The sequence below is a fragment of the Variovorax sp. P2_H12 genome (assembly GCF_056403395.1).
The window spans coordinates 194,099-208,273 of record NZ_JBFUFO010000002.1 but is presented as its reverse complement, the minus strand read 5'-3'; the positions used below and the strand labels follow the sequence as shown (position 1 = coordinate 208,273).

The following is a 14,175-nucleotide window of genomic DNA, read 5'->3' as shown; positions in this document are numbered from 1 at the left end:
GGCTCATCGGTCGATCCCCATGCAGGTAGCCGCAACACCTCCCGGGCCCGTGGTGCTCGACCTGCACGTGGCCGAATTGAGGCAGCTGTTCAACTCGATGGATCCCGCGCCTTTCCGCAAACGCGACCTCGATCCCAAGGCGCAGGCCTACATTGTCGAGTGGGCGCAGGAGGTCCCGGCCGGCCGGCCGCTGGACTTGGTCGTGCACGTCGATGCCGAGAGCGTCACGCCGGCCGATGCCGCGATGCTGAAGGAGGCCGTCGACGAGTACTTCCGCCAGCGTGCGCTGGCCACGTGGCGCGGCTTGCGCAAGATGTTCCGCACCGGCCGCATCAGCCTCCTGATCGGCGTGCTGTTCGTCGGCACGGCCGCCATCGTCGGCGAGTCGATCGCCAGCTTCGTCAGCAAGGGGCGCTACGCGACGCTGATCCACGACAGCCTGGTGATCGGCGCCTGGGTCGCGCTGTGGCGGCCGATGGAGATCTTCCTCTACGACTGGTGGCCGGTGCGCGCCGAGGCTCGGCTCTACGAGCGCCTGAGCAAAATCGATGTCCGCTTGATCTTTGCCGGCGGCGGCACGAGGGCGACCGCGTGAAGCGCGCTTTCGCAGCGCACTCGCCGCGCACCACGGCGCTGGTTCGTGGCCTGCTGTTTCTCGTGCTCTGGCTGGTGCTGATGCCCAGCGTCAAGCCGGCCGACCTCGGGGTGGGGCTGGTCGCGGTCGTCGCCGGCACCTTCGCCAGCCTGCGGCTGCTGCCGCCCGAGGCGGGCCATGTGCGGCTCGGCGCGCTGCTCGGTTTCGTGCCGCATTTCCTGTGGCAGTCGGTGCTGGCCGGTGTCGACGTCGCCCGCCGGGCGCTCCATCCGCGGATGCCGCTGCGGCCGGGCTTCGTGGTCTGTGCGATCAAGTTTCCGCCGGGCCTGGCGCGCAATGAATTCACGTCGATCACCAGCCTGCTTCCGGGCTCGGTGCCGGCCGGGGACGTCGAGGGCGGCGTGCTCTATCACTGCCTGGACGTCGGCGAACCGGTCGCCGAGCAGATGGCCGAGGAGGAAGCGCTGCTCGAGAAGGTGCTGGTCGCGGGGAAGAGCCATGCATAGCTTCCTGCTCGGTGCCACCGCCTTCGTGCTGGCGATGGTCGCGTTCGGCCTGGTCTGCGTGCTGCGCGGGCCGGGCAATGTCGATCGCATGATGGCGGCACAGCTGTTCGGAACCGGCGGCATCGCCGCCTTCCTGCTGCTGGGCGCGGCGACCGCCGACATCGGCGCGGTCATCGACGTGGCCCTGATCCTGGCGCTGCTGGCGGGCTTCGCCGCCATCGCCTTCGTCAAGGCCGGCTCGGCCGCGGAGCCGACCGACGCCGAGGACCGTCCGTGAACCTGTTCGCCGACCTCTTCACCGTCGTGGCCGTCTGCGCCGGCGCCTTCTTCTTTCTGGCCGGCACGGTCGGCCTGCTGCGCTTTCCCGACACCTTCACGCGGCTGCACGCATTGACCAAGGCCGACAACCTCGGGCTGGGCCTGGTGGTGCTGGGCTTGCTGCCGCAGGCCGGCAGCGTGGGCGCGGCACTCAAGCTGATTCTGATCTGGCTGCTGGTGCTGCTGGCTTCGGCGGTGGTCTCGCAGCTCATTGCGCGCGCCGTGCCGCGCGGCGGAGCGAAGCCATGAGCCTAGCTATGAACATCGCGCTGGCGATCCTGTTCCTGTCGCTCGCGCTCTGGACCATCGTGGCGCGCGACACCTTCGCGGCCGTGGCCGGCTTCATCCCTTATGGCCTGCTGCTGACGCTGGTGTGGCTGCAGCTGTCGGCGATCGACGTCGCGATGACCGAGGCCGCGATCGGCGCCGGCCTCACCGGCGCGCTGCTGATCGGCGCCGCATCGCGGCTGCGCAAGACCGAAGCCGCAGCCCGCGCCGAGCGGCCGGGCCTTCTCACGCGCGTGCTGGCCGCGATCCTGGCCGCGGCCGTCGCCGCGGTGATCGCCGCTTGCGTGCTGCTGCTGCCCGATCCCGGGCCCACGCTGGCGCCCGAGGTGGTGCAGAACATTGCCTCGACGGGTGTCGGCAACCCGATCACCGCGGTGCTGCTGGCCTTCCGCGCCATGGACACGCTGCTCGAGGCCGTGGTGCTGCTGTTCGCCCTGATCGGCATCTGGTCGCTGGCGCCCGACCGCTTCTGGGGCGGCCGCCCGGGCCCGGCGCCGGTCGCCGACCCGAACGGCATCCTGGCCTGGCTGGCGCGCGTGCTGCCGCCGATCGGCATCGTGGTCGGGGTCTACATCCTGTGGGTCGGCGCCGACCATCCGGGTGGCAAGTTCCAGGGCGCCACGGTGCTGGCCGCGATGTGGCTGCTCGTCATGATGGCGGGCTTGCGGGACGCCCCCGCGGTCAGCGGCACCTGGCTGCGCGTGGCGCTGGTCGGCGGGCCGGCGGTGTTCATCGCGATCGGCCTGCTGGGCGCGTGGAGCGCCGGCGCCTTCCTGGCCTATCCGGGAGGTCTGGCGAAGCCGCTGATCATCGTGATCGAGGCCGCGCTGATGCCCTCGCTGGCGGTGACGCTGGCCTTGCTGCTGACCGGGGCGCCGCGAAGACCATGAACACGACGACTCTCTTCGGCCTGTGTGCCGCCGTGCTGGTGGGCCTCGGGCTCTATGGCCTGATCGTGAACCCGCAGCCGCTGCGCAAGGTGCTCGCCTTCAACCTGATCGGCAACGGCATCTTCCTGGTCTGCGCGGTCATCGCGCGCCGGGGTGCGGCCGCCGGGATGGGCGGCGACCCGGTGCCGCAGGCGCTGCTGATCACCGCCATCGTGGTGGCTTTCGCGGCTTCGGCGCTGGCGGTCGCGCTGCTGCTGCGCCTGTTCGAGGAAACGGGCTCCGGCTCGCTGTCGGCCGAGGGCGGCGCAGCCGCGGCGAAGCCTGTGGACGGAGAGCCCTGAGTGCCGCTTTCGATGCCTGTGGATATGACGACGACGCCCGGTGGCCTGCTGCTGGTGCTGGCGGTGCTGCTGCCCTTTGCCGGCGTGATGATCGGGCTGGTGCTCGGCGGCCGCCACGTGCAGCGGGTGGCCTGGGCGACCCTCGTGCTCGGGATTGGCGTGGTGGCCTTGATCGCCGATGCGTTGATCAGCTCCGGCGACGCGCTGGTCTACCTGCTCGGCGGCTGGGCGCCGCCCCTCGGCGTGGCGCTGCGCGCGGACGGACTGTCGGTCTGCATGATGGTGGTCGTGGCGCTGGTGGTCGCGGCCATCGGCGTCTACGCGGGGGGCGACTTCGCAACGCCGGCCGGCGTGCGCGAGAAGCGCGGCCCGCTGACCTTCTGGCTGCTGCTGCTGGCCGTCTGGGGTGCGCTCAACCTGGTGTTCGTCAGCGGCGACGTGTTCACTCTGTACGTGGCGCTCGAATTGCTCACCTTCGCCGGCGTTCCATTGGTCAGCCTCGACGGCCGCGGCGAGACCTTGCAGGCGGCACTGCGCTACCTTCTGTACGCGCTGCTCGGCTCGATGTTCTATCTGCTGGGCGCCTTCCTGCTCTACGGCGCCTACGGCACGCTCGACATCTCGCTGCTGGCCGCCCGGGTCGGACCCGAACCGGTGGCCTGGGCCGCCTCGGCGCTGATGACCGCCGGGCTGCTGGCCAAGACCGCGCTCTTCCCGCTCCACCTGTGGCTGCCGCCCGCGCATGCAGGCGCTCCCGCGGCGGCCAGCGCGCTGTTGTCCGCGCTGGTGATCAAGGGCGCCTGGTTCCTGGTGGTGCGCCTGTGGGTCGACGTCTTCGCCGGCGTCGTGACGCTGCCCTCGGCGCAACTGCTCGCGGCGCTGGGCGCCTCGGCGATCCTGGTGGGCAACGTCGTGGCCTTGCGCCAGGCCCGCTTGAAGCTGCTGATCGCCTACTCGACCGTGGCCCAGATCGGCTACCTGTTCCTGATGTTCCCGCTGGTCGCGGGGCTCGACGCCGCGCGGATCGACAGTGCCGTCGCGGTCACCGGTGGCTTGCTGCAGGCGATCTCGCATGCGACCGCCAAGGCCGCGATGTTCATGGCGGCCGGACTCATCTACAGCACGCTCGGCCATGACCGCGTCGCCGACCTGCGCGGCGCCGGCCGGGCCCTGCCGATGACCATGGCGGCCTTCGCACTGGCGGGCGCCTCGCTGGTCGGGCTGCCGCCTTCGGGCGGCTTCCTCGCCAAGTGGCTGCTGCTGTCGGCCGCGATCGCCACGGCCCAGTGGTGGTGGGTCGTCGTGATGCTGGTGGGCGGCCTGCTGACCAGCGCCTACGTGTTCATGGTGGTGGTGCGCGCGATGGCGCCGGCCGCGCTCGGCTGGGTGCCGAAGGCGCGCGTTCCGCGCTACCAGCAGGCGGCGGTGCTGGCGCTCGCGCTGTGCTCGTTCCTGCTCGGCGTGGCGGCGCTGCTGCCGGTCGACGTGGCCCAGATCGGCCGCACCGGCGGGCTGTCGATGGGGGCGCGATGATCGGTTCCGTCACGCTTGCCGCCGTGGTGTTCGAGGTGCCGGTGCTGTTGCCGCTGGCGCTCGGCGTGCCGTTGCTGTTGCTGCTCGCATGCGCGTTCCCGCGGCTGCGGCGGCGCCTGCCGGCGCTGTTCGTGCTGGCACCGGTGCCGGCCCTGGCCGCGGCCTTGCTGGCCGGCGGCGAGCCCGAGCTGGTGCTGGGCAATGCCTTCTTCGCATTGACCTTCGCGCTCGATGTGCCGGGCGCGATGCTGCTCGCCGTCGCTTCGCTGCTGTGGATCTTCGCGGGCGCCTATGCCGCGCGCTGGCTGCGCGACCGGCCCGACCGCGATGGCTTCATCGTCTGCTGGCTGATGACGCTGACCGGCTGTGTCGGCGTCTTCCTGGCGGCCGACCTGATCGGCTTCTATTTCCTGCTCGCGGTGCTGAGCGTCGGCGCCAGCGGCCTCGTGCTTCAGGGCGACGGGCCCGATGCCTGGCGCGCCAGCGCTCTCTATCTCGGGCTCGCCCTGCTGGCCGAGGCCTTCCTGCTCGCCGGCTTGCTGCTGCTCGCCCAGGCCACGCCCGACGGCAGCCTGCTGATCCGCGACGCCGCGGCGGCGCTGCCCGGCTCGCCCTGGCGCGATCTCACGCTGCTGCTGCTGATCGTCGGCCTCGGCATGAAGGCGGGCCTGGTGCCGCTGCATTTCTGGATGCCGATCGCCTACGGCGCCGCGCCGATCCCGGCCGCCGCGGTGATGAGCGGCGCGGTGGTCAAGGCCAGCGTCATCGCCCTGATCCGCTTCCTGCCGCTGGACGTCGCGCTGCCGGACTTCGGCCTGCCGCTGGCGGCGATCGGCCTCTTCGGCGCCCTCTATGGCGTCGCGATCGGCCTCACGCAAACCCAGCCCAAGCTGATTCTTGCCTACTCCAGCGTCAGCCAGATGGGCTTCCTGGTGGCGGTGATCGGCATGGGCCTGGCCGCCGGAGACCCGGGCACCGCGCTGGCCGCAGCCTTCTATGCCGCGCACCACCTGCTCGTGAAGGGCGCGCTGTTCCTCGCCGTCGGCGTGGTCATGCTGACCGGCCGCCGGCACCTGTGGCCGATGCTGCTGCCGGCCGCGGTGATCGCCCTGGGTCTCGGCGGCCTGCCGCTGACCGGTGGCGCGCTGGCCAAGTACGCGGCCAAGGACCTCATGGGCAGCGGCCTGACCGCCACCGTGGCGGTCGTGTCGTCGATCGCCACCACGCTGCTGATGGTCCATTTCCTGCGACGCCTGAGTGCGGACACCGCCATCGACCCGGGCGCACGCGCGCCGGCCGTGCTGGTCGGGGCCTGGCTGGCGATGGCGCTGGCCTCGGTGGCGCTGCCGTGGGCGCTGTGCCTGGCACTGCCGCTCGGCGCGCTGCCCCAGGCGCTGGCGCCGTCCGCGTTGTGGGCGGCCCTGTGGCCGGTTCTGATCGGCGGCGCCATCGCGCTTGGCCTGGACAGCCTCGGCCGATACCTGCCGCGCATTCCGGCGGGCGATGTCGGCGTCGCGCTGGGCCGGCTCGGCGGCGGCGTCACGGCGGCGGGGAAAGCATTTGAAGTGATCGACACTTTCGCGCGGCGCTGGGCCGTGGCGAGCATCGCATTGCTGGTAGTGTCACTGCTGTTCGGCTACGCGCTGATGGCGCTCGGCTGAAGGAGAACGAGATGAGGAAGTTAACGCTCGCAGCGGTTTGCGCCGCGGTCCTGGTCGGTCTTGCGGGTTGCACCGTCGGGCCGGACTTCGTGCGGCCGTCGGTGCAGTCGCCGACCGCATGGCGGATCGACTACCCGAAGGCGGCCGAGGTCGCCAACACGAAATGGTGGGAGCAGTTCGGCGACCCCGCCCTGAACCAGCTGATCGAGACGGCGCTGCGCGACAACCTGGACGTCCGCGTCGCGGCGGCACGCATCGACCAGTTCCTCGGCGCCCTGACCACCACCGATTCCCAGGCCTATCCGCAGCTCGGCTATGGCGCCGGGGCCGCCCGCACGCGGGCCAGCCGCGAAGGCCAGCCGCCGATCCCGGAGCCCGTCAGCAACTATTTCTCGCTGTATCAGGCGAGCCTGAACGCAACCTGGCAGATCGATCTCTTCGGCCGCGTGCGGCGCATGAGCGAAGCCGCCCAGGCCCAGGTCTATGCCAGCGAGCAGGCCCAGCGCGGCGTCGTGCTCACGCTCGTCACAGGCGTGGCGACCAGCTATATCGCCTTGCGCGCACTCGACCGCCAGCTCGAGATCGCGAAGTCCACCGCCGCCAACTTCGGCGAGACCGCGCGCATCTTCGACCTGCGCTTCAAGTCCGGCCTGGTGTCGCAGACCGAGGTGATGCAGGTGCGCTCCCAGTACCAGCAGGCGCTCACCGCGATCCCCACCTTCGAGCAGCAGATCGCGACGCTGGAGAACCAGATCTCGATCCTGCTGGGCCGCGATCCGGCGCCGATCCCGCGCGGGCGGACCATCGACGAACTGCTTGCGCCGCTGATCCCGGCAGGCCTGCCTTCCGACCTGCTGCAGCGGCGTCCGGACATCCTGGCGGCCGAGCAGAACCTGGTGGCCGCGAATGCCAGCATCGGCGTCGCTCGCTCGCTCTACTATCCGAGCCTCTCGCTGACCGGCGCCCTGGGATCCACCAGCACCTCCTTCAGCAACTTCCTGACCGGTCCGGCCACCGCGTGGTCGGTGGTCGCGGGCCTGACCGGCCCGATCTTCACCTTCGGCGCCATCGAGGGGCAGGTCCGCTCGGCCGAGGCGCAGAAGGCGCAGGCCGAGCTGGTCTACCAGCAGACCGTCCTGGGCGCCTTGCGCGACACCAACAATGCGCTGATCGGCACGCAGAAGAGCATCGAGGGAGTCGAGTTCCAGCGCGGGCGCGTCAAGGCGCTGCGCGAATTCGCGCGGCTGTCCAGGCTCAAGTTCGAGAACGGCCTGGTCGGCTATCTCGAGGTGCTGGTGGCCGACAACGAACTGTTCGCGGCCGAACTCGCCTTCGTGACCTTGCAGGCCAACCGCTATACGCAGACGATCGGCGTGTACCAGGCGATGGGCGGCGGCTGGGTGGATGTCGCGGATTCGCAGACGCCGCGTCCGGTCGACATGGCGGACAGGCGCACGCGCTGACGGCATCGGCATGAACGAACGATTCCAGACGCTCGTCTACGGCACCGCGATCGCGCTGATGATCGGCTGGGTGTTCTACATCGGGCGCAACGTGTTCGTGCCGATCATGTTCAGCGTCTTCGTGGTCTACGTGATCCTCGGCCTGGCGCGCCTGATCGGCGGGGTGCCGCTGCTGGGCCCGGCCTTGCCGCAGCTGGTGATCTCGATCCTGTCGGTGCTGATCATCGCGCTCGGCTTGGGGCTGGTGGTCTACACCATCCTGGCCAACAAGGACAGCGTGATCGCCATGGCGCCGCGCTACCAGGAATCGCTGCTGGCGGCGGTGCAGCGGGTGGCGGTGCTGATGCGCGTCGAGGCGGAGCCGACCTGGACGACGCTGCGGCGCGACCTGCTGGCGCAGGTGAGCCTGCAGCGGGTGGTCGGCTCGGCGCTGTCGTCGCTGTCGTCGCTGTTCGCCACCGTGATCGTGGTCGCGCTGTATGCCTGCTTCCTGCTGGTCGAGCGCAGTCGTCTCGACGTGAAGATCTCGGCCATCGCGCGCAGCCCGCAGCATGCGCAGCGCATCAAGCAGGTCATCGCCGACATCAATTCACGGGTAGGCATGTATCTGGCGCTCAAGACCTTCCTCGGCGTGCTGCTCGGCGCGCTGAGTTACGTGATCATGCGCTTGGCCGGCCTTGAATTCGCCGGCTTCTGGGCGGTGATGATCGCCTTGCTGAACTATGTTCCGTACATCGGCTCGTTCCTGAGCGTGGTGCTGCCGGGGCTGATGGCCGTGGCCCAGTTCGGCGGCGCCGGCGAAGCCATCCAGATCATGATGATGCTGGCCGTGGTCCAGTTCCTGATCGGCAACTTCCTGGACCCCTACATGATGGGGAACTCGCTCAACCTGAGTCCGTTCGCGATCCTCGTGAGCCTCGCCGTCTGGGTCGCCCTGTGGGGCGTGCCCGGCGCCTTCCTCGCGGTGCCGATCACCGCCATGATGACCATCATCTTCTCGGAGTTCCCCGGCACCCGCCCCATTGCCGTCCTGCTCTCGCAGAACGGCAGGCCGTAGCTCTCCCCCAGGTTGTCCCGCACTTCGTGTCGGGACGCCCACCCCCTTCCGGGGGCGCAGCCGGCGGCCCGGCGAAGCCGGTTCCGCGGCTGCCCCCGAACGGGCGCGCTCCGCGCACCGAAGAATAAGCACAGCGTGGGTTTGATCGGCCGGCGCAGCCAGGCCCGTTGGTGAGACACCGCGGAACCGGCTTCGCCGGGCCGCCGGTGTCGCCCCCCGGTCAGGGGGGTGGGCGGGCTACACGAAGTGAGCCCAACCTGGGGGGCGAGCCTATTGCGCCACGACCCGCGCGGCTTCGCCGTTGCCCTGGATGAACACGCGCTGGCCGACGCGCAGGCCGGGCGTGACGGGCTGGGTCACCTCGACCGGCACGCCGCTGTCGGTGCGAACGAAGATTTCCTGGCCCGCCAGCGGTGAGTCGTAGCGCCGGGCGATCTCGCTGCCGGCCATCGTGCCGCCGATCGCGCCCACCACCATCGCGACATCGCGGCCGGTGCCGCCGCCGATCAGGCTGCCGATGCCGATGCCGAGGCCGGTCAGGCCGCCGAGCACCGCACCGACGCCGGTGTGATGCGAGATTGCGATCTGCGTCGGCGTGATCTGCTCGATCTTGCCCTGCCGGATCGTCATCGATCCGGGCTGAGAGCCGGGCGCCGCGCAAGCGGTGAGCACCAGCGCCAGCGCGAACGCCGCGACGCGGTAGAAAAGCCTTGCGGTCATGAAGTTCCTCCAAAAAAAAACGGGGGTGCAGTGTCGAATCACACCGCTTTCAGAACACCGTGAACCTGCTGTCGGCGAGCGGATCGGCGCGCTGAAAGGGACGCCGGCGTCACGCCCGTGCAACGCGGGCCCTTCAAGTTTTCCGCTGCGCCGCCGATATACGGTCAGCGCATGCCACCCGCCGTGTCGGTCGGGGCGGCAGGTTGCGACGAGGAGCCAGCGTGAATCCCAGGTCGGAGTACGAGAGCCGCGGCACGTGCCTGAGGAAGGGGCGGGGATGACCTTGACCGGCTATGGCTACGATGCCTTCAAGGTCCTCGCCGTCGCCGCGCCGGTGGCCGGATTCGCGGCCGTCGCCCACGTGCGCGCGAGACGGCGCCGGCAGCAGGCGCGGCGGATCGAAAGCGCGAGCCGCAGTTGCAGGAGCGTCTTCGTCGACGTGCCCGGACTGGCCGGCGCGGCCCCCGATTCGGTCTGCTTCGAGCTCACGCCGCAACTGCTGGGTTGGCTGGCTGCCGCCCAGAGCGGATCGCTGAAGGGCATCGACACGCCCGATGCGGTGATGCTGGCCTTCGACGTCGAGGCGTCATGGACGGGTGTCCGGTTTGCCGGCGCCGGTGACGATCCGACCTCCCGCAGCCAACTGGTCGCGACCCGCGAACGCTTCTTCGTGCGCTCGGTCGAGACCGGGCGCAACAGCACGGCGGTCTCGCTGCGATCGATGCTCGATGCCCATCGAAACCTCGCCGAGGGCCAGCCGCTCTATTGCTCGGTCGACGGCCTCATCGGCGCAACGCCGGTGCGGCGGCTGCGGATCGAGCCGGCGGCCGTGGCAAAGCAGTTCTACTGGGTGCGCGCGAACAACCCGGCGCTGCAATCACGGCGACCGCGGAGTTAGGTAGGATCGGCGGCCGCCCCCCTGCCTTCCAGGCGGCCTCGCAATTCAAGGACTCCGCATGACCACCCCCAGCTACCCCGACACCCGCCTGCTGATCGATGGCGAATGGTGTGACGCCGCGAGCGGCAAGACCCAGGACGTGATCAACCCAGCCACCGGCAAGCCGATCGGCAAGGTCGCCTTTGCGGCGATCGCCGACCTCGACCGCGCCCTCGACGCCGCCCAGCGGGGCTTCGAGGCCTGGCGCCGGATCCCGGCCAACGAACGCGCGGTCACCATGCGCCGCGCCGCCGCACTGGTGCGCGAGCGCGCACCCGAGATCGCCCGCATCCTCACGCAGGAGCAGGGCAAGCCCTTCGTCGAAGCGCGTGGCGAGGTGCTCGCCGGTGCCGACATCATCGAATGGTTCGCCGACGAAGGCCGCCGCGTCTATGGCCGCATCGTGCCTTCGCGCAACCTGGCGGCGCAACAGCTGGTCATGAAGGAGCCGCTGGGCCCCGTGGCCGCTTTCACGCCCTGGAACTTCCCGATCAACCAGATCGTGCGCAAGCTCGGCGCGGCGCTGGCCAGCGGCTGCTCCTTCCTGGTCAAGGCACCGGAAGAAACGCCGGCCTCGCCGGCCGCGCTGCTGCAGGCCTTCGTCGATGCCGGCGTGCCCAAGGGCGTGGTCGGCCTGGTGTTCGGCGATCCGGCCGAAATCTCGAGCTACCTGATCCCGCATCCGATCATCCGCAAGGTCACCTTCACGGGGTCGACCCCGGTGGGCAAGCAGCTCGCGGCCCTGGCCGGCCTGCACATGAAGCGCGCCACCATGGAGCTCGGCGGCCATGCCCCGGTGATCGTGGCCGCCGACGCCGACGTCGAACTGGCCGTGAAGGCCTCGGGCGGTGCCAAGTTCCGCAATGCCGGGCAGGTCTGCATCTCGCCGACCCGCTTCCTGGTGCACAACAGCATCCGCGACGCCTTCGCCCAGGCGATGGTGAAGCATGCCGAGAGCCTGAAGCTCGGCGACGGCCTGGCCGAAGGCACGACGCTCGGCCCGCTGGCCAATGCGCGCCGCCTGAGTGCCATGGCCAAGGTGCTCGAAGACGCCCGCGCCACCGGCGCCAAGGTCGCCACCGGTGGCGAGCGCGTCGGCAGCAGCGGCAATTTCTTCGCGCCGACCGTGCTGACCGATGTGTCGCTCGAGGCCGACGTCTTCAACAACGAGCCCTTCGGCCCGATCGCGGCCATCCGCGGCTTCGACTCGCTTGACGAGGCGATCACAGAGGCCAACCGCCTGCCTTTCGGCCTGGCCGGCTACGCGTTCACGCAGTCGATCAAGAACGCGCACCTGCTGTCACAGCGCATGGAAGTGGGCATGCTGTGGATCAACCAGCCGGCCGCGCCTTCGCCCGAAATGCCTTTCGGCGGCATCAAGGATTCCGGCTACGGATCCGAGGGCGGACCGGAGGCGATGGAAAACTACCTGAACACCAAAGCCGTTTCCATCATGGCTGTATAGGGCTCGCCCCCAGGTTGCCCGCACTTCGTGTCGGGCGCCCACCCCCTACCGGGGGCAACACCAGCGGACTGGCAAAGCCAGATCCGCGGTGTTTCACGAAGGGGCCTGGCTGCGCCGGCCATTTTCTGGGGCATTTCTTTCCGGGCCGGACGGGGACACAATGGCGGGCATCATGCAAAACGCTTTGCTTCGCCGGGTCGTTCTGTGTCTTTGCCTGCTGCTGCTCCTGCCCGCCGTGGCCTGGTCGCAGCAGCTCGGCAGCGCCGCGGCGCTTCTGGCCAAGTTCAATGTGGTTCAGTCGCAGTTCGACAAGAACGTGTTCGGGCGGCCGCTGGTGCTCGAATCGAGCGAGGTCTCGGGCCAGTTGAGCGGCGACATCTTCGCGCTCGTCGATCATCCCTTCGAGCAGGTCAGCGCCTCGCTCAGCAAGCCGGCGGTGTGGTGCGATGTGTTGATGCTGCATCTGAATACCAAGCATTGCGCCGTGCGCGGCGGTGGGGCGGCGACCACCCTGGCGGTCTCGGTCGGTCGAAAGTTCGACCAGCCGCTGGGGGATGCGCAGCGCATCGACTTCGTCTGGCAACCCGCGACCGTATCCGCGGACTACCTCAGCGTGCGACTGAGTGCCGACAAGGGGCCGCTGTCGACCCGCGACTACCGCATCGAGTTCGAGGCGACGCCCCTGCCCAACGGCAAGACGTTCATCCACATGGCCTACGCCTATGCCTACGGCACGGCGGCGCGGATCGCGATGCAGGGCTACCTCGCGACGATCGGCAGCGACAAGGTCGGCTTCAGCACGAAGGACAAGGACGGATCGGGTCAGCCGGAACTGGTCGGCGGCGTGCGCGGCGTGGTGGAGCGCAACACCATGCGCTACTACCTCGCGATCGACTCCTACCTCGACGCGCCGGCCGAGGCCCAGCTGCAGACGCGCCTGGCGCAGTGGTTCGACAGCACCGAGCGCTATGCGCGCCAGTTGCACGAGGTGGAGCGCAGCGACTACCTCGACATGAAGCGCAACGAATACAAGCGAATGAAGACCCAGTAGGGGATCATTTTCTTGGTCCGCGCCCGCTCCTGAGCATCTCGGCGCGGCTCTTCTGCAGTTCCGCCAACCGCTTGAGTTCGGCGGCGCAGTCCGCCTGGGTCGCGACCAGCACGACGGGGCTGCGTCGCAGCGCCGTGACGGTCTTCTCGACCTGTACCGGGTCGCGGTGCTTGGTGACCAGCCCTGCGGAGACCGCGGCCCTGGACTGTTTGTAGAAGGCCTTCTCGAAGGCCGGTGAGCCGCAACGCGCGGCGATCACGCGATAGTCCGCCTCCTGCTGCTCGCCGGAGATCGGCACGGCGGCGCCTGCGGCCTGCTGGGCGCTTGCCGCCAGGGGCATGGCCATGACGGCGGCTGCCAGCATGGCTGCGATTTCAAGTTGTTGTGTTTTCATTCGTCCCCCTGCAGACTGGAAATGCATCTGTCTCACGCTTCATGGTACGGCGGCGCCGGCCTGTTGTCTTATCGGCAATGTGCGCTGTTGCAGAGAGTGCCCACATGAATTGAAACTTCGGCGAAAACCCCGATTGCCCGAAAGGGCAGCAAGCGTTGCCCGTTGGGCCAATTTGCAGCTTTTGCGGCCGCACCCAAGATCGGTTCGTCGCCGACCGTGCCATGCCGGCCTTCATGAGGATACCGAAATGTTGATCGCGGAGCGCCCGATCCGGGTTGCCATGGCGGCGGCATCGTTGGCAGCCTGTGGCGCCTGGGCGCTGGACGACTCGGACCTGCAGACGAAGCTCTCGAACCCGATCGCCGATATCGTCACGCTGCGGGTCCGGCCCGAAGGCTTCGTGCCGATGAACTTCGTTGTCGGCGCCGGCTACAACGTGATTCGGCCTGACAATGCCTCGGACTGGTTCGTCCGGTTCCAGATCAACTTCGTTCTCCCCAAGTAAGGACTTCAGTCATGCGAACGAGCGACACATTGAAAGGGCTGGCGATGGCCGTGGCGGTGGCCGCCGCAGCCTCGGCAGCGGCCACCCCGTTGAGCATCTACAACTCGATGCGCGACACGCCGATCACCAAGTTCGGAAAGGCCGACATGGATCTGATGAAGAAGACCATCTACGGCACGCTGAACACGGGTGCGGACGGCGTCAAGGTCAGCTGGGACAACCCGGCCACCTCCAACAGCGGCAGCATCACGCCGGCCAAGGATCCGAAGGGCCGCGCCGGGTGTCGGCTGGCACATATCGAGAATCGTCACAAGACGATGCTCGGCGCGGGCGGCTACATCTTCTGCAAGAACACCAAGTCCAAGACGCCGCCGTGGGAACTGGTGGAGCCATGGACGGACGGCTGATCCGCGGCCGAAACCCTGTCGTCAAATATGAATAAGGAGTAGCG

At 69.1% G+C, this 14,175-nt stretch carries 17 protein-coding genes; 15 read left to right on the top strand and 2 right to left on the bottom strand.

Annotated elements, in window-relative coordinates:
- Positions 1-19: 19 nt before the first annotated feature.
- From AC1DYK_RS02575 to AC1DYK_RS02530, 10 genes are read left to right on the top strand one after another with little or no spacing between them, the layout of a single operon-like run.
- Complete coding sequence (locus tag AC1DYK_RS02575) at positions 20-595, top strand: hypothetical protein (RefSeq protein ID WP_478164828.1); 576 nt, start codon at positions 20-22, stop codon at positions 593-595.
- Complete coding sequence (locus AC1DYK_RS02570) at positions 592-1,101, top strand: Na+/H+ antiporter subunit E (protein WP_478164827.1); 510 nt, start codon at positions 592-594, stop codon at positions 1,099-1,101. The genes AC1DYK_RS02575 and AC1DYK_RS02570 overlap by 4 nt, the downstream gene beginning before the upstream one ends.
- On the top strand, positions 1,094-1,378 hold the full coding sequence (locus tag AC1DYK_RS02565) for an MrpF/PhaF family protein (RefSeq protein ID WP_478164826.1): 285 nt from the start codon (positions 1,094-1,096) through the stop codon (positions 1,376-1,378). The genes AC1DYK_RS02570 and AC1DYK_RS02565 overlap by 8 nt, the downstream gene beginning before the upstream one ends.
- Complete coding sequence (locus tag AC1DYK_RS02560; RefSeq protein WP_478164825.1) at positions 1,375-1,668, top strand: cation:proton antiporter; 294 nt, start codon at positions 1,375-1,377, stop codon at positions 1,666-1,668. Before AC1DYK_RS02565 ends, AC1DYK_RS02560 begins: the two co-directional genes overlap by 4 nt.
- Entirely contained in the window at positions 1,665-2,597 is a 933-nt protein-coding gene (locus tag AC1DYK_RS02555) for a hydrogenase subunit MbhD domain-containing protein (RefSeq protein ID WP_478164824.1), read from the top strand. Before AC1DYK_RS02560 ends, AC1DYK_RS02555 begins: the two co-directional genes overlap by 4 nt.
- Positions 2,594-2,938, top strand: a complete 345-nt coding sequence (locus AC1DYK_RS02550; protein ID WP_478085735.1) for an NADH-quinone oxidoreductase subunit K — start codon at positions 2,594-2,596, stop codon at positions 2,936-2,938. The genes AC1DYK_RS02555 and AC1DYK_RS02550 overlap by 4 nt, the downstream gene beginning before the upstream one ends.
- A gap of 24 nt (positions 2,939-2,962) precedes the next feature.
- Positions 2,963-4,471, top strand: a complete 1,509-nt coding sequence (locus tag AC1DYK_RS02545; protein ID WP_478164823.1) for a complex I subunit 5 family protein — start codon at positions 2,963-2,965, stop codon at positions 4,469-4,471.
- Positions 4,468-6,132 (top strand): proton-conducting transporter transmembrane domain-containing protein, encoded by a 1,665-nt coding sequence (locus tag AC1DYK_RS02540; RefSeq protein WP_478164822.1) that lies wholly within the window; start codon positions 4,468-4,470, stop codon positions 6,130-6,132. The genes AC1DYK_RS02545 and AC1DYK_RS02540 overlap by 4 nt, the downstream gene beginning before the upstream one ends.
- 11 nt (positions 6,133-6,143) lie before the next feature.
- Entirely contained in the window at positions 6,144-7,595 is a 1,452-nt protein-coding gene (locus tag AC1DYK_RS02535) for an efflux transporter outer membrane subunit (RefSeq protein WP_478164821.1), read from the top strand.
- Positions 7,596-7,605: 10 nt separating this feature from the next.
- On the top strand, positions 7,606-8,652 hold the full coding sequence (locus tag AC1DYK_RS02530; RefSeq protein WP_478164820.1) for an AI-2E family transporter: 1,047 nt from the start codon (positions 7,606-7,608) through the stop codon (positions 8,650-8,652).
- Positions 8,653-8,922: 270 nt separating this feature from the next.
- On the opposite strand, the gene AC1DYK_RS02525 is transcribed toward AC1DYK_RS02530, so the two are convergent.
- Positions 8,923-9,372: a hypothetical protein gene (locus tag AC1DYK_RS02525; protein WP_478164819.1), complete on the bottom strand. Its 450-nt coding sequence runs from the start codon at positions 9,370-9,372 to the stop codon at positions 8,923-8,925.
- 277 nt (positions 9,373-9,649) lie between these two features.
- Here AC1DYK_RS02525 and AC1DYK_RS02520 point away from each other — a divergent pair, with 277 nt between their 5' ends.
- The 3 genes from AC1DYK_RS02520 (at position 9,650) to AC1DYK_RS02510 (ending at position 12,825) form a co-directional block, all read left to right on the top strand.
- Positions 9,650-10,270 carry a hypothetical protein gene (locus AC1DYK_RS02520; protein WP_478164818.1) on the top strand — a complete coding sequence of 207 codons (621 nt, stop codon included), beginning with the start codon at positions 9,650-9,652 and terminating at the stop codon, positions 10,268-10,270.
- A gap of 58 nt (positions 10,271-10,328) precedes the next feature.
- The gene (locus tag AC1DYK_RS02515; RefSeq protein WP_478085727.1) at positions 10,329-11,774 is read left to right on the top strand and encodes an NAD-dependent succinate-semialdehyde dehydrogenase; all 1,446 of its coding nucleotides are present in this window, start codon (positions 10,329-10,331) and stop codon (positions 11,772-11,774) included.
- Between the two features lie 172 nt (positions 11,775-11,946).
- A complete protein-coding gene (locus tag AC1DYK_RS02510) occupies positions 11,947-12,825 on the top strand; it encodes a hypothetical protein (protein WP_478164817.1) in 879 nt (292 codons plus the stop codon).
- Between the two features lie 4 nt (positions 12,826-12,829).
- Here AC1DYK_RS02510 and AC1DYK_RS02505 read toward each other — a convergent pair whose 3' ends face one another.
- Positions 12,830-13,219, bottom strand: a complete 390-nt coding sequence (locus AC1DYK_RS02505; protein WP_478164816.1) for a hypothetical protein — start codon at positions 13,217-13,219, stop codon at positions 12,830-12,832.
- A 250-nt stretch (positions 13,220-13,469) separates the two neighbouring features.
- Between AC1DYK_RS02505 and AC1DYK_RS02500 the strand changes: the two genes are divergently transcribed.
- Together AC1DYK_RS02500 and AC1DYK_RS02495 are read left to right on the top strand one after the other, a co-directional pair.
- Positions 13,470-13,724, top strand: coding sequence for a hypothetical protein (locus tag AC1DYK_RS02500; protein ID WP_478164815.1), 255 nt, complete (start codon positions 13,470-13,472; stop codon positions 13,722-13,724).
- Between the two features lie 11 nt (positions 13,725-13,735).
- Positions 13,736-14,131, top strand: a complete 396-nt coding sequence (locus tag AC1DYK_RS02495) for a hypothetical protein (protein ID WP_478164814.1) — start codon at positions 13,736-13,738, stop codon at positions 14,129-14,131.
- The last annotated feature ends 44 nt before the right edge of the window (positions 14,132-14,175 follow it).

Coding starts and splice junctions, on each gene's coding strand:
- AC1DYK_RS02575 (WP_478164828.1), top strand. CDS start 20: ATGCAGGTAGCCGCAACACCTCCCGGGCCCGTGGTGCTCGACCTGCAC.
- AC1DYK_RS02565 (WP_478164826.1), top strand. CDS start 1,094: ATGCATAGCTTCCTGCTCGGTGCCACCGCCTTCGTGCTGGCGATGGTC.
- AC1DYK_RS02555 (WP_478164824.1), top strand. CDS start 1,665: ATGAGCCTAGCTATGAACATCGCGCTGGCGATCCTGTTCCTGTCGCTC.
- AC1DYK_RS02550 (WP_478085735.1), top strand. CDS start 2,594: ATGAACACGACGACTCTCTTCGGCCTGTGTGCCGCCGTGCTGGTGGGC.
- AC1DYK_RS02545 (WP_478164823.1), top strand. CDS start 2,963: ATGACGACGACGCCCGGTGGCCTGCTGCTGGTGCTGGCGGTGCTGCTG.
- AC1DYK_RS02540 (WP_478164822.1), top strand. CDS start 4,468: ATGATCGGTTCCGTCACGCTTGCCGCCGTGGTGTTCGAGGTGCCGGTG.
- AC1DYK_RS02535 (WP_478164821.1), top strand. CDS start 6,144: ATGAGGAAGTTAACGCTCGCAGCGGTTTGCGCCGCGGTCCTGGTCGGT.
- AC1DYK_RS02530 (WP_478164820.1), top strand. CDS start 7,606: ATGAACGAACGATTCCAGACGCTCGTCTACGGCACCGCGATCGCGCTG.
- AC1DYK_RS02525 (WP_478164819.1), bottom strand. CDS start 9,372: ATGACCGCAAGGCTTTTCTACCGCGTCGCGGCGTTCGCGCTGGCGCTG.
- AC1DYK_RS02520 (WP_478164818.1), top strand. CDS start 9,650: ATGACCTTGACCGGCTATGGCTACGATGCCTTCAAGGTCCTCGCCGTC.
- AC1DYK_RS02515 (WP_478085727.1), top strand. CDS start 10,329: ATGACCACCCCCAGCTACCCCGACACCCGCCTGCTGATCGATGGCGAA.
- AC1DYK_RS02510 (WP_478164817.1), top strand. CDS start 11,947: ATGCAAAACGCTTTGCTTCGCCGGGTCGTTCTGTGTCTTTGCCTGCTG.
- AC1DYK_RS02505 (WP_478164816.1), bottom strand. CDS start 13,219: ATGAAAACACAACAACTTGAAATCGCAGCCATGCTGGCAGCCGCCGTC.
- AC1DYK_RS02495 (WP_478164814.1), top strand. CDS start 13,736: ATGCGAACGAGCGACACATTGAAAGGGCTGGCGATGGCCGTGGCGGTG.